The 22,131-nt window shown below is 49.6% G+C and carries 34 protein-coding genes; 21 read left to right on the forward strand and 13 right to left on the reverse strand.

Annotated elements, in window-relative coordinates; all coding sequences use genetic code 11:
- Window positions 1–392 precede the first annotated feature (392 nt).
- The gene (locus SynBIOSE41_RS10650) at window positions 393–710 is read left to right on the forward strand and encodes a DUF3303 domain-containing protein (RefSeq protein ID WP_186537868.1); all 318 of its coding nucleotides are present in this window, start codon (window positions 393–395) and stop codon (window positions 708–710) included.
- Here the strand turns inward: SynBIOSE41_RS10650 and SynBIOSE41_RS10655 are convergent.
- From SynBIOSE41_RS10655 to SynBIOSE41_RS10690, 8 genes are all read right to left on the reverse strand, one after another.
- Complete coding sequence (locus tag SynBIOSE41_RS10655; protein ID WP_186537869.1) at window positions 680–949, reverse strand: hypothetical protein; 270 nt, start codon at window positions 947–949, stop codon at window positions 680–682. The genes SynBIOSE41_RS10650 and SynBIOSE41_RS10655 overlap by 31 nt on opposite strands.
- A 44-nt stretch (window positions 950–993) precedes the next feature.
- Window positions 994–1,266 (reverse strand): hypothetical protein, encoded by a 273-nt coding sequence (locus SynBIOSE41_RS10660; RefSeq protein ID WP_186537870.1) that lies wholly within the window; start codon window positions 1,264–1,266, stop codon window positions 994–996.
- Window positions 1,267–1,843: 577 nt separating this feature from the next.
- Complete coding sequence (locus SynBIOSE41_RS10665) at window positions 1,844–4,237, reverse strand: DUF3987 domain-containing protein (protein ID WP_186537871.1); 2,394 nt, start codon at window positions 4,235–4,237, stop codon at window positions 1,844–1,846.
- 96 nt (window positions 4,238–4,333) lie between these two features.
- A complete protein-coding gene (locus SynBIOSE41_RS10670; protein WP_186537872.1) occupies window positions 4,334–4,981 on the reverse strand; it encodes a hypothetical protein in 648 nt (215 codons plus the stop codon).
- A 62-nt stretch (window positions 4,982–5,043) separates the two neighbouring features.
- Window positions 5,044–5,808, reverse strand: a complete 765-nt coding sequence (locus SynBIOSE41_RS10675; RefSeq protein ID WP_186537873.1) for a hypothetical protein — start codon at window positions 5,806–5,808, stop codon at window positions 5,044–5,046.
- 401 nt (window positions 5,809–6,209) lie between these two features.
- Window positions 6,210–6,449, reverse strand: a complete 240-nt coding sequence (locus SynBIOSE41_RS10680; protein WP_186537874.1) for a hypothetical protein — start codon at window positions 6,447–6,449, stop codon at window positions 6,210–6,212.
- Window positions 6,446–6,952 (reverse strand): hypothetical protein, encoded by a 507-nt coding sequence (locus SynBIOSE41_RS10685; RefSeq protein ID WP_186537875.1) that lies wholly within the window; start codon window positions 6,950–6,952, stop codon window positions 6,446–6,448. Before SynBIOSE41_RS10685 ends, SynBIOSE41_RS10680 begins: the two co-directional genes overlap by 4 nt.
- A complete protein-coding gene (locus SynBIOSE41_RS10690; RefSeq protein ID WP_186537876.1) occupies window positions 6,952–7,251 on the reverse strand; it encodes a hypothetical protein in 300 nt (99 codons plus the stop codon). The genes SynBIOSE41_RS10685 and SynBIOSE41_RS10690 overlap by 1 nt, the downstream gene beginning before the upstream one ends.
- Before the next feature lie 224 nt (window positions 7,252–7,475).
- Between SynBIOSE41_RS10690 and SynBIOSE41_RS18385 the strand changes: the two genes are divergently transcribed.
- The 7 genes from SynBIOSE41_RS18385 (at window position 7,476) to SynBIOSE41_RS10720 (ending at window position 10,879) form a co-directional block, all read left to right on the forward strand.
- Entirely contained in the window at window positions 7,476–7,649 is a 174-nt protein-coding gene (locus SynBIOSE41_RS18385; protein WP_370594236.1) for an integrase core domain-containing protein, read from the forward strand.
- A gap of 25 nt (window positions 7,650–7,674) precedes the next feature.
- Entirely contained in the window at window positions 7,675–8,781 is a 1,107-nt protein-coding gene (locus SynBIOSE41_RS10700; protein WP_186537878.1) for a N(5)-(carboxyethyl)ornithine synthase, read from the forward strand.
- 732 nt (window positions 8,782–9,513) lie between these two features.
- Window positions 9,514–9,876, forward strand: a complete 363-nt coding sequence (locus tag SynBIOSE41_RS10705) for a hypothetical protein (RefSeq protein WP_186537879.1) — start codon at window positions 9,514–9,516, stop codon at window positions 9,874–9,876.
- A gap of 42 nt (window positions 9,877–9,918) precedes the next feature.
- Entirely contained in the window at window positions 9,919–10,167 is a 249-nt protein-coding gene (locus SynBIOSE41_RS10710) for a hypothetical protein (RefSeq protein ID WP_186537880.1), read from the forward strand.
- 21 nt (window positions 10,168–10,188) lie between these two features.
- Entirely contained in the window at window positions 10,189–10,317 is a 129-nt protein-coding gene (locus SynBIOSE41_RS18105; protein ID WP_255475717.1) for a hypothetical protein, read from the forward strand.
- 57 nt (window positions 10,318–10,374) lie between these two features.
- A complete protein-coding gene (locus tag SynBIOSE41_RS10715) occupies window positions 10,375–10,602 on the forward strand; it encodes a hypothetical protein (protein WP_186537881.1) in 228 nt (75 codons plus the stop codon).
- A 64-nt stretch (window positions 10,603–10,666) separates the two neighbouring features.
- Entirely contained in the window at window positions 10,667–10,879 is a 213-nt protein-coding gene (locus tag SynBIOSE41_RS10720; RefSeq protein WP_186537882.1) for a hypothetical protein, read from the forward strand.
- Here SynBIOSE41_RS10720 and SynBIOSE41_RS10725 read toward each other — a convergent pair.
- The 3 genes from SynBIOSE41_RS10725 to SynBIOSE41_RS10735 all read right to left on the reverse strand — a co-directional run bounded on the left by SynBIOSE41_RS10725 (window position 10,860) and on the right by SynBIOSE41_RS10735 (window position 12,174).
- Window positions 10,860–11,273, reverse strand: a complete 414-nt coding sequence (locus tag SynBIOSE41_RS10725) for a hypothetical protein (protein WP_186537883.1) — start codon at window positions 11,271–11,273, stop codon at window positions 10,860–10,862. The two genes, SynBIOSE41_RS10720 and SynBIOSE41_RS10725, sit on opposite strands and share 20 nt — an antisense overlap.
- Before the next feature lie 349 nt (window positions 11,274–11,622).
- Window positions 11,623–11,883 carry a hypothetical protein gene (locus tag SynBIOSE41_RS10730; RefSeq protein ID WP_186537884.1) on the reverse strand — a complete coding sequence of 87 codons (261 nt, stop codon included), beginning with the start codon at window positions 11,881–11,883 and terminating at the stop codon, window positions 11,623–11,625.
- A 15-nt stretch (window positions 11,884–11,898) separates the two neighbouring features.
- The gene (locus tag SynBIOSE41_RS10735) at window positions 11,899–12,174 is read right to left on the reverse strand and encodes a DUF3104 domain-containing protein (protein WP_186537885.1); all 276 of its coding nucleotides are present in this window, start codon (window positions 12,172–12,174) and stop codon (window positions 11,899–11,901) included.
- Window positions 12,175–12,317: 143 nt separating this feature from the next.
- Here SynBIOSE41_RS10735 and SynBIOSE41_RS10740 point away from each other — a divergent pair, with 143 nt between their 5' ends.
- The 10 genes from SynBIOSE41_RS10740 to SynBIOSE41_RS18115 all read left to right on the forward strand — a co-directional run bounded on the left by SynBIOSE41_RS10740 (window position 12,318) and on the right by SynBIOSE41_RS18115 (window position 17,013).
- Window positions 12,318–12,578: a Nif11-like leader peptide family natural product precursor gene (locus SynBIOSE41_RS10740; RefSeq protein WP_186537886.1), complete on the forward strand. Its 261-nt coding sequence runs from the start codon at window positions 12,318–12,320 to the stop codon at window positions 12,576–12,578.
- 389 nt (window positions 12,579–12,967) lie between these two features.
- Window positions 12,968–13,198: a DUF1651 domain-containing protein gene (locus tag SynBIOSE41_RS18390; protein ID WP_186537887.1), complete on the forward strand. Its 231-nt coding sequence runs from the start codon at window positions 12,968–12,970 to the stop codon at window positions 13,196–13,198.
- Between the two features lie 105 nt (window positions 13,199–13,303).
- Window positions 13,304–13,648 (forward strand): Nif11-like leader peptide family natural product precursor, encoded by a 345-nt coding sequence (locus tag SynBIOSE41_RS18395; protein WP_186537888.1) that lies wholly within the window; start codon window positions 13,304–13,306, stop codon window positions 13,646–13,648.
- 108 nt (window positions 13,649–13,756) lie between these two features.
- Complete coding sequence (locus SynBIOSE41_RS10755; RefSeq protein WP_186537889.1) at window positions 13,757–13,999, forward strand: Nif11-like leader peptide family natural product precursor; 243 nt, start codon at window positions 13,757–13,759, stop codon at window positions 13,997–13,999.
- Between the two features lie 223 nt (window positions 14,000–14,222).
- The gene (locus tag SynBIOSE41_RS10760) at window positions 14,223–14,534 is read left to right on the forward strand and encodes a Nif11-like leader peptide family natural product precursor (RefSeq protein WP_186537890.1); all 312 of its coding nucleotides are present in this window, start codon (window positions 14,223–14,225) and stop codon (window positions 14,532–14,534) included.
- A 129-nt stretch (window positions 14,535–14,663) separates the two neighbouring features.
- Window positions 14,664–14,939: a Nif11-like leader peptide family natural product precursor gene (locus SynBIOSE41_RS10765; protein ID WP_186537891.1), complete on the forward strand. Its 276-nt coding sequence runs from the start codon at window positions 14,664–14,666 to the stop codon at window positions 14,937–14,939.
- Window positions 14,940–15,118: 179 nt separating this feature from the next.
- Window positions 15,119–15,376 (forward strand): Nif11-like leader peptide family natural product precursor, encoded by a 258-nt coding sequence (locus tag SynBIOSE41_RS10770; RefSeq protein ID WP_186537892.1) that lies wholly within the window; start codon window positions 15,119–15,121, stop codon window positions 15,374–15,376.
- A 405-nt stretch (window positions 15,377–15,781) separates the two neighbouring features.
- Window positions 15,782–15,946, forward strand: coding sequence for a hypothetical protein (locus tag SynBIOSE41_RS10775; protein WP_186537893.1), 165 nt, complete (start codon window positions 15,782–15,784; stop codon window positions 15,944–15,946).
- A 501-nt stretch (window positions 15,947–16,447) separates the two neighbouring features.
- A complete protein-coding gene (locus SynBIOSE41_RS10780; RefSeq protein ID WP_186537894.1) occupies window positions 16,448–16,597 on the forward strand; it encodes a hypothetical protein in 150 nt (49 codons plus the stop codon).
- A gap of 317 nt (window positions 16,598–16,914) precedes the next feature.
- A complete protein-coding gene (locus tag SynBIOSE41_RS18115; RefSeq protein ID WP_255476048.1) occupies window positions 16,915–17,013 on the forward strand; it encodes a hypothetical protein in 99 nt (32 codons plus the stop codon).
- A gap of 868 nt (window positions 17,014–17,881) precedes the next feature.
- Here the strand turns inward: SynBIOSE41_RS18115 and SynBIOSE41_RS18400 are convergent.
- Window positions 17,882–18,019: a DUF3104 domain-containing protein gene (locus SynBIOSE41_RS18400; protein WP_186541111.1), complete on the reverse strand. Its 138-nt coding sequence runs from the start codon at window positions 18,017–18,019 to the stop codon at window positions 17,882–17,884.
- A 233-nt stretch (window positions 18,020–18,252) separates the two neighbouring features.
- Here SynBIOSE41_RS18400 and SynBIOSE41_RS10800 point away from each other — a divergent pair, with 233 nt between their 5' ends.
- Window positions 18,253–18,540 carry a Nif11-like leader peptide family natural product precursor gene (locus SynBIOSE41_RS10800; RefSeq protein ID WP_370594122.1) on the forward strand — a complete coding sequence of 96 codons (288 nt, stop codon included), beginning with the start codon at window positions 18,253–18,255 and terminating at the stop codon, window positions 18,538–18,540.
- A gap of 168 nt (window positions 18,541–18,708) precedes the next feature.
- Entirely contained in the window at window positions 18,709–18,975 is a 267-nt protein-coding gene (locus tag SynBIOSE41_RS10805; protein WP_186537896.1) for a Nif11-like leader peptide family RiPP precursor, read from the forward strand.
- A gap of 1,101 nt (window positions 18,976–20,076) precedes the next feature.
- Here the strand turns inward: SynBIOSE41_RS10805 and SynBIOSE41_RS10810 are convergent.
- A complete protein-coding gene (locus SynBIOSE41_RS10810) occupies window positions 20,077–20,328 on the reverse strand; it encodes a hypothetical protein (protein WP_222930534.1) in 252 nt (83 codons plus the stop codon).
- Between the two features lie 1,473 nt (window positions 20,329–21,801).
- On the opposite strand from SynBIOSE41_RS10810, the gene SynBIOSE41_RS10815 reads away from it, so the two are divergent.
- Window positions 21,802–22,035 carry a Nif11-like leader peptide family natural product precursor gene (locus SynBIOSE41_RS10815; RefSeq protein ID WP_186537897.1) on the forward strand — a complete coding sequence of 78 codons (234 nt, stop codon included), beginning with the start codon at window positions 21,802–21,804 and terminating at the stop codon, window positions 22,033–22,035.
- Window positions 22,036–22,131: the final 96 nt, after the last annotated feature.

The following is a 22,131-nucleotide window of genomic DNA, read 5'->3' on the forward strand; positions in this document are numbered from 1 at the left end:
CCGGGTCCGAGTGATGGGGAAGTCCAGTTTGCTACCGCCAGCCGTTCGCGTCAACGCTGCATATGGTGTCCAGTGCATACCAAATATGACTTTGTACACCTAGATACAAAATTCACTGAAAGTCTGACTAATCTTTGCGCATCGGCCGGGTGATGGGGATTTTCCAGCCTTTGTAATTAAGTCGCCGCAAAAACGGCGGCTTTTTTATGACCTTGGCTCATGGCCCATCAAATAACGGCCCTCTCCACTTCGACGGTAATTGACTCCAGCCTGTCTTAGGAATCTGTTGGATCTGACAGCCATCAGCACTGTCCTGCGTCAGCTAGTGATGACGCGAAGAGGTTGAGCACATGGAGATGGCTACGAAGTGGGTTCCCTCGCTTTGACCAATCGTGCAGATGTATCTCGCAGACTGCCTGTTTCCGGATATTGAAAGCCAGCTCGCTGCTTACAAGAGCTTTTGCGAGTTGTGGGATTCAGGTGAGATGGCCAAGGCTGACAAGTTTCCAGGCTTTGAGATGTTGTTTCGCGTTCATGCACCTGGTGCTGGCCGTGTAACCGCACTCTTCAAAGCTGAGAGCGATGCACAAATTTTTGAGCACTTCGCTCCTTGGCGTGCTCAGTACGGGATCGAAATGGATTTCACGCCAGTGATCGGTTGCCAAGACGTTGTGGACCATCACAAAAAGCTGTTCGCAAAAATGGGCTGAAGCCTCATTCCATGCAGCAGGGATGAGTAGTCCCATGGCCAGCGTTCACCCTTTCGGGTGATGCCCATCTCATCCCTGCGGGTGATGCTGAAAAAGCCCACCTCTGGCAGGTCGATCCGAAGGATCGAGGCTGTTCTGTTGTTGTTGTCGACAGTGATCAAAAGGGTGCTGTCGACCATGACCTGCACTTGGCTGCTGCTCGGCTCAACTCCGATCTCAGCCCCTGATGTCATCGTCACGGCTGGTGATGCTGCTCAGTCGGTACTGACATCTACTGGAGTTTTCAGCGAATCCTTCCGACGACATAACCCACCAGCAACCCTGCTGCGCCGCCCAAAACACCTCCGCTCAATGCTGCGCGTTGAGTGACATTGAGGCGTCCACCGAAAACGATGGCAATGGCCACCACCACCAGTAGCCCTGATGTTGCGACCACCGCATCAAGGCTTTGATGCTTTTTGGTTGGTTTGCCTGATGACTGAGGTTTTTTCAACTTCCCTGCCTCTTGATCCAATTCACGCTCGATCCTGTTGATCTCATCGTGTGGGCCTGCCATGCGATCGATTGCGCTCCGCGGATTCTGACCTCTGCAACTGAATCCAGCTAGGGGCTTCCGGGCGTGCGGCGAACTGGGATGAGCAGCTGCTCGGCCGGTGTCGCTGCCCAATGCCCGATACCTAATCAACTAAGTGCTCTGAACAGAATTGCGACTGTCGAAATGTCACCCAACTGTCACCACCGTTTTCGACAGTTGAGCTCCGGGCATAGCCCAGTCATATGAAGGGTTGTACTAATAAAAATCATCAACTGTCGAACTGTCACTCTCTTTTTCTCTTCTCTTCTGAGTCCTTTCTCTCCCTGCTTGGTTCCATCTCTCCATTTCCTTCATAGAGGGCCTGTTTCGTGACAGTTGACTCCCTCGAGCCTGAGAAGCAAGACCAGCAAAGGGCTATGCCCGAAAAAACCCATGCGACAGTTGGGGTGACAGTAGTGGTGACAGTTGCCTCTCGCCTTCGGGCATAGCCCAGTCACAGCCTTGGTTTTGAGGAATCGCCACCGGCAAAATCCTGAATTTTCGACAGTTCGACAGTTGAGCTCCGGGCATAGCCCAGTCCCTGACTGGATTCTCTTGATTAAGAGGCACTCCAGACGACCTGATCAGCCCTTGGAGCCGGAATGATTCGCCCCCTGCCGTATTGCTTTGGCAGTGAGAGCAGCAGCTCTTTCGCAGCCTTTGCGTCTGATGCCCACCTCCGCCTCAGAACTTCCCTGGCAGTGACCTTCTCTTGCCTTCCGCCAAGCTCGATCACCTTGGCCACAGAGGCAGGAATGTCGCTCATTCCGATCTGCGGAGCCAGGGTGTCGAAGCTGTTCAGGAAATACTGAGCCATGCGAACAGCCCTCTCCATGCTCTCGGCACTGATCTTGAGCGGAATGTCGTTCATCGATCCACCAGCTCCAGGCTTGCTGATCAGCGAGGCGTGCTCGATCGCATGGATCCATCCAGCGAATCTGACGAGATAGCCGCGCAGTTTTCCCAGATACGGCGATCGAACACCGCCGCACTGAGCTGCTTCCATGCTGAACTCATCAGCCGCCTTGGCGAAGACGTGCCAGGCATCCTCTGAAAGCTCCACCTCGATCTCTCCGCTGATCTGATCCAGCGAGGAATAAATACGAGTCAGCTCGGGAGTGATGTCACTCTCATCACGATTGGCAGCCGGGAAGACATAAGGCGGAATCACCCACAGAAACCGAGACCAGAAACCATCACCGCCTCTGCTCGCCGCATCCTCACCGCTCAGGATTCCACCGAGGGTGTCCTGTTGGATTGAGCCATAAACGCTCACAGCTGTCTCGGACACAATCAGGCGATCAGCTCCTGATCTGGTGATGTCGATCCCCTCGCCGCTCCACATCGAGAGCCATTGAGGCCGATCCTTTGCTGCCCCGCCTTTTCTGTAGGCATCCATAGAGCCGATCCATGCCGACAGTTCATCCCTGGCCATCACCAGCCCGAAGGTCATCGGGTTAGTCAGTGATTTCGCCATCCCCTCAAAGGTGGTGTCTGAGGCGATTCGCTGCCGTGCCGCCGGCACTTTCTTTTGCTGATCCTTCGGAAGGTCTTCCTGCCGAGCTTTTTCTTCCTTCTCGATCTGATCGCTCAACTCATCCCACTTGTTCAGCGGTGCCAGAACTTGCCTGCTGACTGGTGTCTTCATTTCGCTGGCTCCGCCGACTCGACCGATCCAGAACACCATCGGCTCGGTGTAGCCGACCTTCACCTTGGTTCGATACCGCCTGCCAAGGATCGAGGCCGATGCGGACAGGAATGGAGGCAGCATCGCCAGCTCACTGATCGGGAAAGCCTTTGCTCGGGTGCTCAGCAGTTCGGCAACAGAGGTCGGAAGCACTTCGCGCAGCTGCAAACAATCCTTCTTTGCATTCTCGAAGCGATCGAGTTGCTCTGCTTGCAGTTCCTTGTCGAGGTTCTCTTTCTCGCTCAGGTTGCTGTCGAACTCATCACGATCCAGGCCCGCCAGCTCCCACAGCCACAGCCCGAGCAATGTCTGCTCTTCGGGGGTTGGTGATGCCGGTCTGGCGACTCCGTAGGAGCACCAATGCGCAGCCCACTCACCGAGGCCGCCCTTCCTATGACTCGCCCAGCAATAGAAGTGATTGGATTCGGCGAACAGCCTCAGGCTGTTGCCGCTGTAAACGCCGCTCTCACGAACAGTGCTGAACGGTGATTGGCCTTCTGCGCCCTCTGCTGTCTCTACGAAAGCGAACTCAAAGCCAGGCCAGCCGCGTTTCTCCTGCTTCTCGATCAGCGTCCCCTGCCTGGCAACGAACTCGAACGCACCAGCGAGGCCGTGCTGTTCAAACAGCTTCTCTTCTGCGTGGCGAATCTTCCAGCCGAGCTCTAATTCAGTACGCCTCCACTCAACCGGCGGATCGAACTCACCATCATTTCCGCCGTTGCTGCGAGCTTGGCTCCAAGCAATCGCCATTGCCTCATCCATCTCCCAAGCGAACTCAGGTGATTTCCAGTTGGCGGGCAGTGCGCTCAAAGCTTCCCGGTATTCACTCCAGCGGGTTTCGAGGTGGTCAACCTTCCAGCCGCGCTGCTTGGCTTCCGCCTCCAGAACCCGGCGCACCTCGGCCAGGTCATAACAATGGTCAGCTGCTTCGATCAGCCTCTGCTCAGTCGTGGCTGCCCCGCCTCGAAGGCGTTTCGAGTTTGGCCTCAGAGCACCCGGCAACCTCATCCGGCGTGCCTTGCTGACGACAGCTGGATCACTGCCGGCCAGGGCTGTGAGCAACTTCAGGACCGGGAATGCATCGTCAAAGCTGGCAACGCTGTCTAGGTGAATGTGGCCATGTACCGACTTGCCGCCACTGCTCACCACGGTCAGTGAGAACCCGAGCCCTTTCAGCCAATCAACCCGCTTGAGCTGCTCCTCCTCGCTGATGTCATCCCACTCCAGATAGAGCTCTGGCAGGCCAAGCGCCGTCCGCTTGCCCATGGTGGTGAGCGCAGTGTTCCGATCGAAGTCGGTCTGGCTGGTGAGATAAAAACCGCCTTTTGTTCGCGCCTTGGCGTTACTGGAATTTGTCTTAATCTACTCCAGGCACTTGGCAGTCCCTTCCCGGCAGCCGTCATTCGGATTCGGGCCATACAGATTGCTGCTGAAGCTGTGCTGCATGGATTCGCCCAACTTGAGCCATGACGCTTCCTTGCCGTCTTTGTCGGTTGCTTTAAGCGGCGCGAGCTGCAGCTCTCCGTCATCTCCGAATCCGAGCAGGGCAGGTCGGTCGCCGCAGATCACAAAGGTGATGCCGTCTGCGATCACCGTCTTTCTGATCGCCAAGAATCTGACGGTCGGGTGATCGAGATTCTTCAGATCACTACGCAGGGTGATCGGCTTTCCAATCGCTTTCGCTGCTGATTGCCCTGCAGCTGGTGAATCTGTTTCGCCCCATGGATCGGGAGCCTGGGGGTTCTGCACTGACCACCCGGCAGCGTTGGCAACATCAGCGAACTCCTCAACCTTTCCGCCGTTCTGAATGAAGCGATCCAGAACCTTCCGAGCATCCTTGCTGTGGCCGTTGAGAGCACCGTCGACAATCTTCGAACGGTGGCCTGTAAGTCTTCGGCGATCCTTCTCAATCTGAGGAAGTTGATCGAATGGGCCGTCGTAGCGAGTGCCCCATTCGGTCTCTTTCTCTACGACCTGAGAAGAATTAGTTTTCGGCTTTCGAGGGGCCATCAGCAGGGCTGAAAAATAAAGATCGGGGGTGTGGTGATTGATTGATTGAGGCGGGGTGCTGATCAGTCAGCGGGATCGGTTGAAGCGAGCTTTTTCTCGAGTTCGATCTCTTTCAGAACTCTTGCTTTCGTCGCTTCGGCTGCTTGGTTCAGCGCACTGATGTGGAGGTGCTCGTCACTTGAGGGCGGCAGCATGGTGCGCATCAGTGAATAAGGCTCAACAACAGCGAGGCGCATCTCGTCAGAGCCATGCCACATCAGCGATCGAATGTGGAACATCAGCTCCCTGCACCAACACTCACGAATCTCCAAATAGGCAGTTGGCTTTGTCTCTGACAGTGCATGGCGATGCCCCAGCACACATATCAACCAACACTGTTCAACCGCCCTATCAAGGGTCAGCGAGATCTCTATTTGACGATCTCCTTCATGCCACTTGTGAGCATCTGCCACTGTCCGACGCAACCCAGGCTCAAACCAATCAATCGCTGCATCTTCCAGCAGACACCAGTAGCCCTCGGGCATGAAGAACTTTCTGGTGCGGTCAAGGGGTTTGATAATCAACGGCCCGCGTTCTGGATAGGCGTCATATTCCGAGGTGCCTCGCAGATAGTCAGGCCGGTCATTGATCCACTGGTACGCGATATCAAGATCGCCAAACCTGTTGAGAATCAGATCATCGACCTGCTGCAGATGGTCGTGAAGACGCTCCTCAATCGCGTTTTGCCTGGCGAGCCGCCTTTCTTCTCGAACCTGCCGCTTGCAGTCATCGAGTGACATCGAATCGTCAAAGACGGGGGATTGGTCTGTGGTTGTTGCTAAGGTCATGGGAAGGAAATTAGGTTTTTCTGCCGCTTCGGAATTCGTCTTCCGAGGCGGTTTTTTATGCCTGGTGTTCAGAGTGGTTCGTGGAGGTTGATGCCCTCAGCGAGAGCGCCACGCCACAACCAAAGGCGGATGATTCGGCCCTCTGAACAACGCTCGCAAAGCGCTCGGGTGAGCAACTTCGCGTAAGCAGATGCGCCACAACGAACAGTGATCTGCCTGACAAGTGGTGGCAGATGTTTTTCCTCGTATGGCTGCAACCCTCCAGCGCAATTTGCGCAATTGGTTGAGGTTGTCAAAACTGATTACTCCTAGCGAGTGAACAAAGACTAGCAAGATAATTCAGATTAATGCACATCAATGTGACTGCAATCTTCTCTCTTGCTAGTTACTTAGGCAGCTATTTATGGGAATTGATCTCCCTGCTGACAAGCCAGCTGGTGCTCCACCCGATCCAGCACCTTGAGATCTTCACTTGAATGAAAATCGATGGCATCCCGATAACGCTCGCGCCAGAGCGAAGCCGCTGCCCGGGCATCGTCAGCATGGTTTGCCATGCCGAGGCCCTCGAAGTAGCTGGCCCTGAGCTGCTCGAACCTGATGCCGGTGGCGGCCACATCGGCCGCAGTGATTCTTTCCCTCATGAGCGGGCCATCTCCAATGCTTTGTCTCTGGCGGTGTTGATTCGTGCCATCACCTCAGTTCGACCTCCTCGATCTGGGTGGTGAATTCGCATCAGTTCTCGATGCCGAGTCCGTACTTCTGAAGCCCTGGCGGTTGCATCCAGGCCGAGGATTGCGAAGGGTTCAGAGGAACGCCCCAAACCTCCAGATAACAGGCTGGCTAGCTCCAGCTGTGAAACCGAAGCAGCCAGTCGCACGTTCTCCTTCTGGAGCTCCTGAATCTCTTTTTCAAAGCGCTCTGATCGATTGAGGTAAAAGCGAAATGACACCTCAAGCTCAGAGTTTTGATGTCTGAGGAAAGCAATCTCATCTGCTTTCTTCTGGCAATCGTTGTCCTGCGGCATGTCGATAAGACCGGCCGCATAGCGGAGGTGTTGCCGAGCCTTGTCATTGCGATGGATGGCTGGCCATGTGGCCAACTCACACAACGTCTCGACAACCTCGTTCAGGTTGGGTTGCTGCATCAGCGCTCACCTCGCTGAATCTGCTCGGCGCAGACAGTCGCCCGTTGTCGGTCGAACACGTACTGAAACCGAGTGCCACGCTTCTTTTTCACGAAGCAGCTCGGGTCCATTTGCCCGGTCTCGCACCACCGGATCAGGCATCGTTTGCTGATGCCAAGCTCCTGCGCGAACTTCGCGCTGGTGGTGTGGCGATTTCCCGGCACGGGTAAGTGCTGAATCGCTTTGTTCAGAATTTCGCGGAGATCCTGAACCTCGCCGGAAAGCGCAGCAATTCGCCCCTCAAGAGTTTGATGTTCCATTGTTGATGGAGCAAAACCGCCTGGATCCCTCTGGAACCTGTTGCGGGTGATTTTGCGTCCGAGCTTTCAATGTGCCGGTGACTTATCCCTCTTCGGTCCCCGTAGCGATGGGGCAACAGTGAGGGCCGGGGAGCACCAAACCTTGCTGAAGGGTTCAGACCGTGCCGGTTTCAACTTGCTGAGTTTGCACAACCTGACTCAGGCAGTCAAGCAACTCAAGAGTAATTCGTACTATTTTGCAAATGTGGCATGACAAAACTATTTTTTCATCTGAAGAGCAAAGAAGAACTGAGCTTAGAAGATTTTTGAATTTTTATAACACTGTTAAGCCTCACAAAGGGATTGATAATTTAACCTCATATGATAAACTAGAGAGATATTTTAAACAAAATGTGTAAACAACTCGGTAGAATCTAACAAATTATGAATAATCAAATGTTTGGAGTTATAGGAACTTCTAGAAAAGAATCAGAAAAAAGACTACCAATTCATCCAAAACATTTACTAAAAATACCTAAAGACATTAGAAGTAATATGGTCTTTGAAACTGGATATGGAGAACATTTTGGGATATCTGATGAAAAAATTGCTAGCTTAACTGCAGGCACTGCTTCACGTAAAGATATACTAAAAGATATAGGAAACGTAATTTTATTAAAACCAGTTTTAGAAGACTTTACAGAGATCAAAGAGGGTGGAATAATTTTGGGTTGGTCTCACTGTGTCCAACAAAAAGAAATCACTCAAATAGCTATTGATAAAAAATTAACTATTATATCTTTTGAGTCAATGTTTTCTCTTAATAAAGATAACAAAATAAATGAACATGTCTTTTATCAAAATAATGAATTAGCTGGTTATTGTGCCGTTCTACATGCACTTCAATTAAAAGGAATTGATGGTCTGTATGGAGATCAAAAGAAAATACTAGTCATAGGTTTTGGGTCTGTAAGTCATGGAGCTATACATGCCTTACAAGCAAGAGGCTATAAAGATATAACAATATGTACACGCAGAAGTATTGGTACATTATCGAATGTAATTACAGGGTGTAAATATGTTACTATGCCAAAAGATATTATAAGCAGTAAAAGGTTTGCTAATTTGATTTATAAGTCTGATATGGTTATTAACGGGATATTACAAGACCCTGATAATCCAATAATGTTCATAAAAGAAAAAGACCATTTAAAAATGAAATCAGGAAGTTTGATTATTGATGTTAGTTGTGATCAAGACATGGGATTTTCTTTTTCAAAACCAACTACATTTAAAGATCCTATATTTAAAGTAGATAATATAGATTACTATGGGGTAGATCATACCCCAAGTTACCTCTGGGATACTGCTACTATGACAATATCTCAAGCACTCAGTGATTACTTACCTAATATCATTATAGGCAAAGAAAATAAATCTAAAAATAAGACATTGCTAAATGCTACAGACATCAAAGATGGGATTATCAATAATAAAACTATAATTTCATTTCAAAATAGAAATGAAGAATACCCTTATCATTTTATATAGATTATTTGACTAAATTGTTTTCACCTTTATTGAACATGGTTTACCTCTATTTTCACCATTTTCAAAAGGGCACCGTCAAGTTAACTAATTGAGGTGTAGAAAAGTGCTTCTACTGATTTTTAGAAACAGTAAACCTCATTAATTGAGTTGGCTCTGGCTCGAAAGACCAGTGCCGGGCAAATATGTCGAAAATGTGTCGCAGACTGTCACACATATGCCCAAAGTCCTTGCAAGCAGGGAGGCACAGCTTGGTCTTGAAAACCAGCGTGGGCGCAAGTTCACCGTCGGTTCGAATCCGACCCTCTCCGTTCCAGAAACCCAGTCACTGACTGGGTTTTTTAGTGTTTGAGATGGCTTTCAGAAGGTCTGCAGCGAAGCTTCAGGTGCAGCAACACTGCCTGGAATTACGCCAAAAAGAGGCACAAAGTGCCAACAAAATGCCCCTGGGCCTGAATGCCACTGCAGCCAGCCTTATGGCGCGTGGGATCAAGGGCAGCCTGTATGAGGCGAGGGGGTCCTTCTACTGGCGGGTCTGCGTTGCAGATTCAGAAGGTCAAGGAAGAACTCGCAAAATTCCCCTGCGGCTGCGGACGCAGCCTTCAACCCTGACCCTGGCGGAAACAAGAATTGCCGAATTATCTGCATTGATCCAGCTGGAGGGGGGTTCTGCCCGATCAGCTGCCATGGAACGCACCGAAAGTTGCTCCTGTAGCCAAGAAACACGCCTTCACCGTGGCCAAGGGGGTCAAAGCCTTCGAGGTTGATTTTTGGAAAGGCAAGACCAGAACCACTGCAGCTGAGCGCACCTGGGAACGGTTGAAAGCAGAGACAGATCGGCTGCCGCAGCAAGCAACGCTCACCATGGATCTGCTTGTGGGTGTCGGTGAGCAGCAGGAGCCCGGCAGCCGAACCCACCTCGAATTTCTGAAAGTGTCGAAACGGCTGGCCAAGCTCATGCGCGTTGAGGGCACAGACCGACTCGATGATCTGAAAACGCCTTACGAACCAGAAGCTCGCGAGATTCCAAGCGATGCGGAGATTAAGCAGGTTGTTGAGGCCACGATTGACGATCCAACTTGGGGCTGGGCAACGTGAACGCTTGCCACGTTCGGCTGCAGACCGTCTGAATGCTTTTCAATGCGCACTTCTGATGACGGCACCGCGCAGTGCCTCACCATTAAAAGGGAGGTGAAACTCCCCACCTGGCGCACTGCCCTGGCGCTGCCAGTCTGTGATCTCTCCGAACCTGAACGGGTGTTGCCGTGGGATGTGACAGCTCCGGCGAAATACGACAGCAAACACGCCAAGCTCCTTTGTGATCGTTGGCAGGGTTGGCTAAAACGGCGATTCCCCGGGATGCAGCTCTACTGCTTCAGGCATGCCTGAGCAATCCGCAGCATCAGCAAGGTGCCGTCGACATCCATCGCTGCGAAGTGCATGGGCCACGACATCGCCGTGCACCATCGGGAATATCACCGCTGGTTGGATCAGGCCGACATCGCCGCAGTCGCGTTGGCGATGCAAAACGCAGCTTGATTTGATACCTGCAGCAACCGCTTTGGCGAGTGAATGAGGATCGATTGCCTGGCTCGGATGCTGCTGACTCTCGACGTTCTGCTGGAGGCCGCCACTGCGATGAACGACGAGATCGCGACTCACATCCACTGCCTGCAGAAGCATGAGCTGACTCCTGAGGCCAGGGATCGCATGGAGCAGAACCTTGCTGGCGGTGTCGCCCGTGCCTTGCAGGTGATCGGGATGCACCAGCTGCATCTCTCTTTCAAGTTCGACGAGCTGGCCGTAAAGATGGCGCTCGCCTGATCAGCATCATCGGAGTGATGAGATTCAACACTGCCGCGCGATCGGCTCAGCTGCCCTGCTGTTGATGCTTGGGCTTCCTGCTGCGACCCTGGAGACCGTCACCATCCGCAGCTACTACGACGGCGACACCTACAGAACCACTGGCTGTGAGCGGATCAGACCGGCCTGCATCGACACTCCCGAGCGGCAACTGAGGCGGGCTCAGCCGGAACGGGTCAAGGCGGCTAGAGATCACCCAGCGACGATGAATACAGAGATCACCAATATGAATGCTTGAGAAACTTCTTATGAATTTGCCAGAAAAATGTTGCTTGGTAAGTCATAGTCTCCATCGACCATTTTTCTGCATTTTCATCGGGCAGTTCCTGCATTAAATTAAAGCTTGCACGCAAATTTTTGCAGTCAACAAAAAGTGCCGTTGGCACGAGTAGACCATTGTCAGCCATGGTTTGCGTGGGAGTGGTGACTCCGACTCCAAACGCTGTTTTACTTCCCACGACTCTTGCATAGCTAAACACGTATTTCTCAGGTTGATCGACTTCAAAATAGCCGTACTCTTCACGTGGCTTGCCTCCAATTTGCACGTCGTTTGCAGAAACTTTGGCGAATTGACTAATAGCTGCAATTACAAAAGATGTTGATAGTAATAATTTCACGAGTCTTCGGGTCATTTCAAATATCAATGCTTCCTTTCTTCTAGCAGTTCTTTATCGCTTGGCCGTCGGAGGGATGACCTCCTGACGGAAAAACAACCTCACGCCACCCATTCCCCGCCAAGTGCGATTTTTTATTGCCCTGGAGCGCTCGGCAGGATGTGCGTCACCAGATCAACGTAGACCCAGCGGATCACGCCTGGAGCCGTTCATCCGCAAAGGAGATCAAAAGCCCCTTAATACCATTCACGATATACGAATTTGCCGGGAACCTCGTTGGGTGGCTGAAATGCGGGCCAATCTCCTTTTTTCTCTACATCAAAATACCAATCTTCACCTTTTCGGATCATCCAATACGGAAAAGTATTTACTTTTTATCTACAATCATTAAGCGCTCTTTGGAGAATTCTGCAATAATTTTGTGTGGATCGTCTCTGTAATTCCACGTAGCTCGCGCAGACGTGAATCTTCCGTCGATGCGAATGCTGTTGATATCAATCTGATAATCCACAATATTAATCGGCTTTTTATCAAGATCATATGAAATTGATGCAGCTGTGACCCACCTTTCGGCCTTAGCAGGGGAGGCAACCAGGATCAACGGCAGAGCCAATAGGAGTCGTTTCATCCCATCAGTTTGGCCTTAGTCGGTACCGGGAAGGATGTGGGTCACCATATCAGCGTTGACCAAGCGGATCACGCCTGAATCCACATCGGCGAACTGAAAGAGGTTGTGCATGGAGGGATCACGGGCAGCACCACCGCAGTGGATCACCTGCCCCATCCACCAATCCTTGTCGGCCTTCTCTCCGGTCAGAAGGTCGTGGAGCACGATCACCGTCATGCCTGGAACCACGCTCAGGAAGATCGGCTGTTCTGAGGGGTCCTGTTGGTTGTAGATCCCGTGGTCGACTGACACACTCTCACTATGAGGATAAGTAATAGCCACAAAACAGCAGGTCTGCCCCAAGTTTTTTTGGCAAGACCAAGCCTGATGGTGCCCGGAGTACGGATGACGCTGCTGCTGGCCATGGCTAAGTTTTCTGTACTGGCCAGTCACCGATGTCCCTAGAACAACTCAAGGCATTCCTCGCCAAAGTCAAAGACGATTCCAATCTTCAGGAGAAACTTAAAGCAGCTAAGTCACCTGAAGGCGTTGTGGGCATTGCTAAAGAACAAGGTTATGAATTCACTGCTGATAAGATCAACCAGCTCAGTGAAGAAGAGCTTGAAGGCACAGCTGGCGGTGGATGTTACGATAATACTAATGAGTGTAGTACCATGACTATTGTTGTGTTGCAAGGGGAGGGGGATAAAAGATAAAGCGAAAGATTAAGTGGACTCCCCATATGAGAGCTCTCGTAGACTACGCCCTCTAATCCCCTGCATTGACAGGAAATTTTTATTGTGTCAATAGTCTGGCTAAGCCCATAAATCAGCCTTCAATACCTGGCACAATTGAGCGCAGTTGAGCAGAAATAGTCAGGGCTTAATTAACAATCAAGCCTGCAATTAACTAGCAACTCCGGCCAATACTCGTTCAGCCGCTGCAATCAACTCCGACTCCCTGCCAAGACCAGGCCGGCCTACGCCCGAAATACGGATAGACCGCAGCAGAGCCTGCCTGGCGATCCAAGGGCTCTCCTTTAGTGACTACGTGTCACCCGATACATACAAGCAGTTGTAGCCTTTGTTTGTCGAGATCGCGTCAAATGGAAGACTTGCTGACCATTGCGAATAAGTGCCAGACGGTCAGCTTCCTTTCTGATCCAAGCCCCAGTGGTTCAACAAATGACGTCTTCGTGATCGTTGACCACATCAAAGAAATGCCAGCAAGTCATCCTCCTCTTCTGAAGACACGCCGGAACATGCGTTATGAGGATGCCGTTGCTCTTTGGAGAGAGCTTCAACGCTGTGGATGGACTGTGACTGAAGCTTCCTGATAATTTAAGACCGATAGTTCGATCCATCTCAGGCCGGATGGTGCCCGGAGTACGGATTACGCTGCTGCTGGCAATGGCTAAGTTTTCTGTACTGGCCAGTCACCCATGTCCCTAGAACAACTGAAGGCATTTCTCGCCAAGGTCAAAGATGATTCCAATCTTCAGAAGAAACTAAAAGCAGCTAAGTCACCTGACGATGTCGTAGGAATTGCAAAAGAACATGGTCATGAATTCACTGCTGATAAGATCGAAGAGCTCAGTCAAGAGGAGCTGGAAGGCGTGTCTGGTGGAGGCACCGGCATGGGTGCCGAATTTGGCTGTAGGCAACTTCAACGATATAGCATAAAAATATTTGCGACATTATTTGCAGCCAAGTATATAGAGATTGTTTGGCCAGCTACCTCTAAATCACTACAGTTGCACGAGCTTAAAACTCCTGAATTTGCCTGATAAGCTATTGAAAAAAAATTCATTACTTGGTGCAATTGATCGAACCAATTGTTAGCTAAAGGCCCTTTAGTAAATCGTTGCTATAACCGTTCAAGACTCCCGATACCCATGTCAGAAGAGCAACTCAAAGCCTTCATTGCTAAGGCCGATGTCGACAAGTCCATTCAGGACAAACTAAAGGCAGCAAAGTCACCCGAGGAGGTCGTGGGCGTCGCTAAAGATCACGGTCACGAGTTCACTGCTGATAAAGTCACTGAGCTCATAGCTGAACTCAGAGAAGAGGAGCTAGAGGGTTTGGCTGGTGGGGCCGTGCCTAAAGATACTACTATTCCTTGCGGCTATAATTGGTAATCCTAAACGCTGTATAGCAGGCACTTTCAATCTTGGCTGAATGTTAAATCTTCAAAGCTTACGCTCTCGGAGCTCTTACATTAACAGGGGCTTTTTATTACTTCAATAGCTTGGGTAATCCCATCAATCAGCCTCCAATACCTGGCACGATTGAGCGCAGTAAGTATTAATCAAAGACACTTCAAGACATTATTGCTATAACCGTTAAAGACTCCCGATAGCCATGTCAGAAGAACAACTCAAAGCCTTTCTAGAAAAGGTCAAAGGCGACACCAGTCTGCAATTGAAGCTAAAAGCAGCTTCCGATGCTGATGGCGTTGTGGCGATTGCGAAAGATGCTGGATTTGAATTTTCTGCTGACAATCTAAAGCGTGTTTTTGGGCCCTTAGAAATTTCCGATAAAGAGTTAGAGATTGCAGCTGGTGGCGAACAATTTACAGATATTAAATATACCTGTCCAGAAGTGGCAACCATAAATGATATAGCCTGCAAAGGAATTTCAGACATAGTGTGTACCGGAATAATATGCCCTTGATTTTTTATCACTTCCTCCCAAAAAAAAGATAAATAAGCCTTGAATACCTGGCACGATTGGGCGTGTTAATCGATAAACAAAGACGCTTCAGGAAATGGATGCTATGACTGCTGAACAGACCTGCTACTCATGTCAGAAGAACAACTCAAAGCCTTCCTTGAGAAGGTCAAAGCAGACACCAGCCTTCAGGAGAAGCTCAAAGCAGCGGCTGATGCCGATGCTGTTGTTGCGATTACCAAAGAGGCTGGTTTTAGTATTTCTGTTGACGATTTGAAGAGCTCTCAATCTATGTCAGAAGAAGAACTCGAAGGTATGGCTGGAGGGGCCGGGTATTATATGACTGGGAAGACTGCGGAATGTGGCCCGGTAGCATGCACCTGTCGAGGTCCCTGCTTGACACAGTAAGAAGAGTTGTACTCATTATCCACCAAAGCCCCTGCACTGATAGGGGCTTTTTATTGCTTCAATAGCCAGACGAATCCCATAAATAAGCCTTAAATACCTGCCATGATTAGGCGTATTAATCGATAGACAAAGACGCTTCAGGAAATGGCTGCTATGACTGCTTAACAGTCCTGATAGCCATGTCCGAAGAACAACTCAAGGCATTCCTCGCCAAAGTCAAAGGCGACACCAGCCTTCAGGAGAAACTCAAAGCAGCGAAGTCACCTGAAGATGTTGTAGGCATTGCTAAAGAACTTGGTCATGAATTCACCGCTGACAAGTTCACTAATCTCAGTAAAGAGGAGCTAGAGGGCGTGGCTGGGGGGAGTGGGAGCTATGCGGCGGGGTGCTGTGTTGGTTCAAGTCAGTGTGTGTTGGGAGGTGCTGGTACCTCATAGGTAGCTTCAAGTCAGCTTGGTGGGGCAGACTGCTTTTGGTTGCTTGTTATTTGATCCCAGATCTCCGAGGATCCATTTTTTAAGGGATCACTGATAGAGCTTACACACTCAAAGCCCTGCATTAGCAGAGGTTTTTATTGCTTAAATCTCGCCAATAAACCAACAAATCAGCCTCCGATGCCTGGCACGATTGAGCGCAGTTGAGCAGTAATCAGGCGGGTGGAAGCGTTGCCAAACTTAGTGGTTAATTGATTCTGAGTCATTCACCAGAGTCTCACCAGAACTTCGTGGGTTCAGCACCAGAGCAGTGCAGTGGGGTTCACCAGAAGAGCTGTGATATTGAAGGAGTCGAGGTGGCAAAACCGCCAACACAACTCAAACACTCAACTCATTCACTTCAAAACCATGACTGAACTCAACATCCAAGCCCAAATCATTGAACTGACTGACGATCAACTCAAAGCAGCCCAAGGTGGCTGTGGGCATCAGCCTTTCGAACAAATTGTGGACGACATTTTCAAGCCAATTGTTGATTACCTTAAGGATGAGTTTCAGCAAAAAACTGCTTGAGCCGATCCAGGTCATTCAGCCAACCCCGCCAAGTGCGGGTTTTTTATTGCCATCCTTCCGGATACAATACGGCCCTGCAGATCGTTGCTACGACGAGTGAGCAGACCCGCTAGCTATGCCAGAAGAGCAACTCAAGGCTTTCCTGGAGAAGGTACTAGGTGACACCAGACTTCAATAGAAGCTCAAAGCTTCAGCAGATTCTGATTAAATAGTTGCAATTGCTAAAGACGTGGGGTTTACGATTTCATAAGAGGAACTGGAAAGCTTGGCTGGAGGCAAAAACCCAGCTTGTCATACGGTAATCTACTTTGCTCAAGCAAGTTGCGGCTGATTCCAATTCACTTAGTCTCAGCGTACAAAGATTAGATTACACAATCAAAAACTTTGCATTTACAGGGTCTATCATGGCCTCAACCACCTCTAAAATTCCATAAATTAGCCTCCAATCCCTTGCACAATTGAGCGTAGTTGAGTAGAGACCAGGCTGGCGAAGTCCAAGCCTTGAAGGTTGATTTTGAGCAGAGCAAGATCAGGGTCACACAGAATGCAGCTTTGCTGGTGGTGTCCCGTGGACTGACGGTGAACGCCCCGCGTCAGCTGCAGCTGTCGTTCAATCTTGGTGAGCTGACCATGGAAAGCTCCGGCCCCTGAACCATCACTTACAGAGAGACTCGATTTCACACTGCCGTGATCATTTCATTTGCACTGCTGTTGATGCTTGGCCAGACACAGCCTGTTGGGACCATAGAAACCGTCACCATAAGCAGCTGCTACGACGGCGATACCTGCCGGACTTCTGTCGGTGAACGGATCAGGCTGGCCTGCATCGACACCCCGGAGCTACAAGGCAAGCGGGCTAAGCCGAAGCGTGCCAGAGCTGCCCGTGATCATCTGAAGGGCATGGTTGTGACAAGTCCGTCAGCCTTCGCCGCATCTCAACCGACCGTTATGGCCGAACTGTCGGGTCGCTGTTCATCGACGGAATCAACGTCCAGCAGGCAATGGTCACCAGTCGCCATGCAGAAATCTCTTGGAAATACGCCAGCCAGTGCCCCTGGACGCGCTGAAGACCTGAATGGGGAAGACATAGGGCCTAAAGAGACCCTTTCGGGTGATGTGGATTTAGTTCAGTTCAGCGATGCTGAAGACATCGGAGGGATGACCTCCTGCCCTCACACCAAACCAATGAAACTCGTCTCTTCCATCGCTGCCGCTTCTGTTATCGGCGCTTCAATGTTTATTGCTCCACCAGCTGCTGACGCAAAAGAGCATCACCACCACCATCATCATAGACATCATGAACTAAGAAGAATTCATCGTGAATTCCGCCATGATGTTCGCGAATTTAATCATTACCAGAGAGCATATGATCGTGATTGGCGGCATGCTCACAGGGTTTACAACCGCGAGGTCTATGGCTACCCGAGAGTGATTCCTGCCTACGGATACAACCATCGCCATCCTGGATTCGGAATCCAGATCAGCTTCTGATTTGAAATTTCTGTCGGGAAGCCTGAAGCCATGAAAGCGAGGCTGAGAGCTATACAAGACCCGAAAGGGAAAAGCAGGGGGCGTTGAGTGTCGCCATCGATCTCCCGACAAAAAACTCACACTGATCACGCCCCGTTAAGTGCGGGGTTTTCAGCGATGCATTAATACCGATCAGCTGTAGATCTCAGACGTTTGCGGAAGGCTGCTCACCTGCTCGTTCAGAACAGCATTGACGATGACATGTAGATAAGCTGCTCGCCGTAGGTTTTTCATGGTTTGAGATTCAGAATTGACCGTATTCATGGAGCAATGAATCACCTTAAGAGCGAACAAGTTCTCTGCGCGGTTCATGGGACAAGTGGCGGTTGATGTCACCATCGATGAATTCAGCGTCTAACTCAATGCTCAATCTCAAGTAAATCTGTGATGTTGCTCACAGTCTCATCAGATCGATGGAAGGGTATGCGTCACCAGGCCATCGCTAACCCTGCAAATCACAACTGAATCAACATCAGCGATCTTCAAGAGGATTGGGGGCTTTGGGCCACGTACTGCTCCCCCGCAGTGGATGACCTGGCCTATCTACCTGTGCTTGTCGACCCTTTCAGCGCTCAGATAATCCTGGCGCACGACCACCATCATTGCCGATAAGGGCCTGACTTCGGAAGATCAGCTGCTCTAAGGGGACCTAGGGGTCCTAGAAGCCATGATCGACCGACACTCTTTCCTGGCTAGTGCACCTGCACAAGTCACGGTTGAGAAAGTCTGGCCAAGACCGCCTGGCAGGTCCGTACAGGAAGGTGCCCTGAGTACCGGTGACGTTCTGCTGGTCATGGCTAAGTCTTCTATGCTTACCAATCACCCATATCAGAAAAGCAACTCAACTCATTCGTGAGAGAGTACAAAGCGACACCATCCTTCAGAAGAAGATCAAAGCTGCTGCTGTTATTGATGTTGTTGATGCGATCGCAAAAGAGGCTGGATTTATTATCTCCGCTGACGAATTGAAGAAAGCTCAACTAGAATTGTCAGATGAAGAATTGGAAAGTGTAGCTAGGGCAAACATCACTGAACTTGGACATACAAAGACCCCACCAAGCTAAAATAGATAAACACTCAAAACCTCATCGTAGGCGTAGGTTTTTATGGCTGCAAGGACCTCCGTTTTTGATTAAAACGGCATAGGATGCCCGAAAGATGAAATGCAGCAATCATTGGCCACAGACAATGACGCACACCACTGCTAAAACTCTCATACATACTTGACGGTCATGACCCTAGATCAACTTAGGGGATTTTTAGCAAAAGTCAGGAACGATGCCAGTCTCTTTGAGAGGGTAAAAGCTGCTGAGTCCGCCGACGAAATAACACTTATCGCTGCAGAAAATGGCCACATCTTTACCTCTATGCATATCAATGAACTCACAGATGGCGAATTAGAGAGTGTTTCAGGAGGAGCAAACATATGCACTGGATGCCAAATCGCAACAACCTGCATAGATGACAGCCAAATACTTAGATACACTAATTCCGGCTGACAATTCTGTTTTGAAAAATAGACAATATTTCCAAGATCTAATTTGGAAACTGTTGATTTAATAACCAACAAACCAGAGCTCAAGATCAAGCGTTTTCGAGCACAGCGATAACCAGGCAAAGATGCTTAGAAGCGTCCAGAGCATAATAGGCAGAGTCTGCTTTTAGACACGACCAATGAACAACGCATAGCTTTCTAGGGAGAAATCAAATCAAATGCAGAATCACAAGAGGAGCTCAAAGCGACAGCAGATCCAAATACAGTTCTTGTGATTGCGCAAGAGGTTGCATTTATGATATATGTTGATGACTTAATAAGGCTCACTCAATGCTATCAGATGGGAAATGCAAGAGATAGCTGCTGGCTTTGAACCGATAAATAAATGCCTTGGCTCGCGACTATGACACCAGCCGTACTCTTAAGGTTCAACTATTATATTTACACCTCCCGTAGGCGCTAATTTACCGCGGCTGTGAATCCATGACTCTCTGTTTCAAAACCATGTCACTGAGGGGGTATTGTATTTAAAAGTGCTTGGAGCAGACTTTGATGATTGACAACTTGCTAGCAGTTTCGCGAAAACGTTATACCGGCAGGACAATTAGAAAGCATTTGGAAGGCATGAAACATGTTCAAGGCAACTGTTGCTGCATGCAAACCCCATGAAATGAAGGGTCACATCATGGTTTGAGAGTGGCGTTCCTCTGCAGAACTCCAAGTGATAATTGTGAAATAAAAAACTCAAGATCTAACCGTAATAGAAGCATCAGAGCAAAAGCAATTCATACGTTGGCTGCAGCCAGCTCACTGGGACCAGCACTTTTAGCTAGTCCATCCAATGTCTTTGGCTTGTATGCACAATGGAGCGAAACAAAAGGTCAAAGCGAAAATTATTTGAAGGCATTCTTTGCTGATTGCTGTGAGCTCCAGCCGGGTTTTGACAAACAGCCAAACGCTGACGCCCATATCGACCTATGCAGCACTGCGATAGGACTCTGCAGAAGCTGTTTTGGGGATTCCTTGGGCTATGGACAAAAGAAAAATGCCGAAAGTAATTTCGGCATTTGCGCTCGGTCGAACAAGACTCAGGCAGAAGTTTCACTCAGATGCCATCTTCAACATCACCCCGATCTTTTGCTGCCGAAGGATCACAAATATCATAAATCAGCTCATCTGTATCGATAGAGCCATCAACAGTATTAGCCTGCTCTTCGTCTTTTAATCCCAAACGATCAAGCGCTTCATCTTTAGTGATTTGCTCGGTTTTATATTGAGCACAAATTTCTTTAATCTTTTTATCTGATTCACCTGGAACGTCTGCACCCATTTCGCAAGCAACTGCAAGCAATGTCAACGGTAGGATTGTCAGAACCTTGATTGGCTTCATTCTCAGAAAACTCCTGGAGTGGTACAAAATCAAAATAACCAATTTTTCGACAAAATCCCGACATATCAAAAGCTACCGACTAACGTTAACCATCAGGTAGATCCTGAAGCACGGCAAACATGAATCGTGGATTCAGCAGATGGTACATATGTATTTTCCATTCATCACTCGAATAGCAAATTGAAAGAAGAGCAACCGGCCCTAACGCGGTCAATAAAAATTCCTCAAGCGATAACCACCACTACTAAGCGGTGATGTGCAAATAGGTTTGTGCTGGAGGCAAAGCAGCAGCCATCAGCCTCGATCAGTGAATAAACCGAGTTGCGGTGCTTCTCTGCATTGCCGTCAAGTGGTGCACAGATCAACTATGACTGGAATCATCAATACAGCCAGGAAGACATGGGTAAGGACCCTTCTGAATGACGTCTTGGAGAGTCAGGAGCAGTGACTAAGGGATATGCATGCGTTACTAACGGGCTGCAAGTGACGGCAAGAGCAGAGCTGAAGTGCAATCAAAAAAATCTCCAAAACACACGGATGTGCCTGCAATGCGGAAATCAAAAGGGCTACTGCCCAAAAGTCGTGAGATCAACGACACCCGCATGAGCTGAAAAACTGGCACGAAGCGGAACATTTTTGAATGGATTAACTGCAAGTCGGCTAGTCGGCTCAGCAGAAAATCAGATGTGTCTTACAGAAGAAACAAAAAAAGAACAATCCAAGTACTCCCGATAAGGAATAACTTGTCTGAGCCTTTGTCAATATCGAAAAGTTCGTAGGGCTCTGGAATCATTGCGTTAACGATAGAAAACGAGAATCTAATCGTTCTGACCGCAAGGAGGGAGCATGTGGGATACGAAATCAGAGTTGACCCACCTCACTCCGGATCCTATAGCTGTGATCTGAGCAAGGTTCGGGTTCTAAGGGTCACAGACAGCCGCACAGGCATCAATAACGCGAAAGGTGAAAATGATGGACTCGATTCTTTCCAGGCATCACCTCCCAGCAAGGAGTCCCTCAACCCTGAAGGCAAATCCGTGTAGAACGGCCCTTGTGGCTCGGGCAAATCATGGGCCCAACGGCGAAGAGGCATGTCCACAAAACCAGAACGCTAGTACTAGCGCCTAAAAGCGTTGGGCGCCGGTCAAGCCCGTCAATGTGCTCCCGTGGAATCTGGTCTGGAAAGTTCCTGAAACCGAACCTCTCAGTGCGACTATTTCGACTTCTTCGCTTTGTGAAACACACGTAGAACTTATTTACTGACAGGGAAAAAGCCAATGACTGCACTAGAGAGCTACTGGAAAGGAGTCACTACCGCTCAAGGCAGAAAACTGCTCAAGAACTGTCAAAAACTTGGAAGCCAATGAGCCGGCAGGTGCCCGGAGTACGGCTGACGCTGCTGCTGGCCGTAGCTAAGGCTTCTGTACTGGCCAATCACCCATGTCCCAAGAACAACTCAAGGCATTCCTCATCAAGGTCAAAGCTGATTCCAGCCTTCAGGAGAAGCTACAAGCAGCAAAGTCAACTGAAGATGTTGTAGGTATCGCTAAAGAACATGGTCATGAATTCACTGCTGATAAGATCAGCCAGCTCAGCGAAGAGGAGCTGGAAGGCGTGGCTGGGGGGACGTTGTTGGGAGCACTGCTTGGATTAACGATAGCAAGGCATTGTTGAATGTTAATGCAAGCGATACTGGAAACTGTATTGTATTAATTTGGGGAACTAATGTGGATTAGTCAACTCATCAAGCCCCTGCCACCACAGAGAGTC

Source organism: Synechococcus sp. BIOS-E4-1, assembly GCF_014279995.1.
GTDB lineage: Bacteria > Cyanobacteriota > Cyanobacteriia > PCC-6307 > Cyanobiaceae > Synechococcus_C.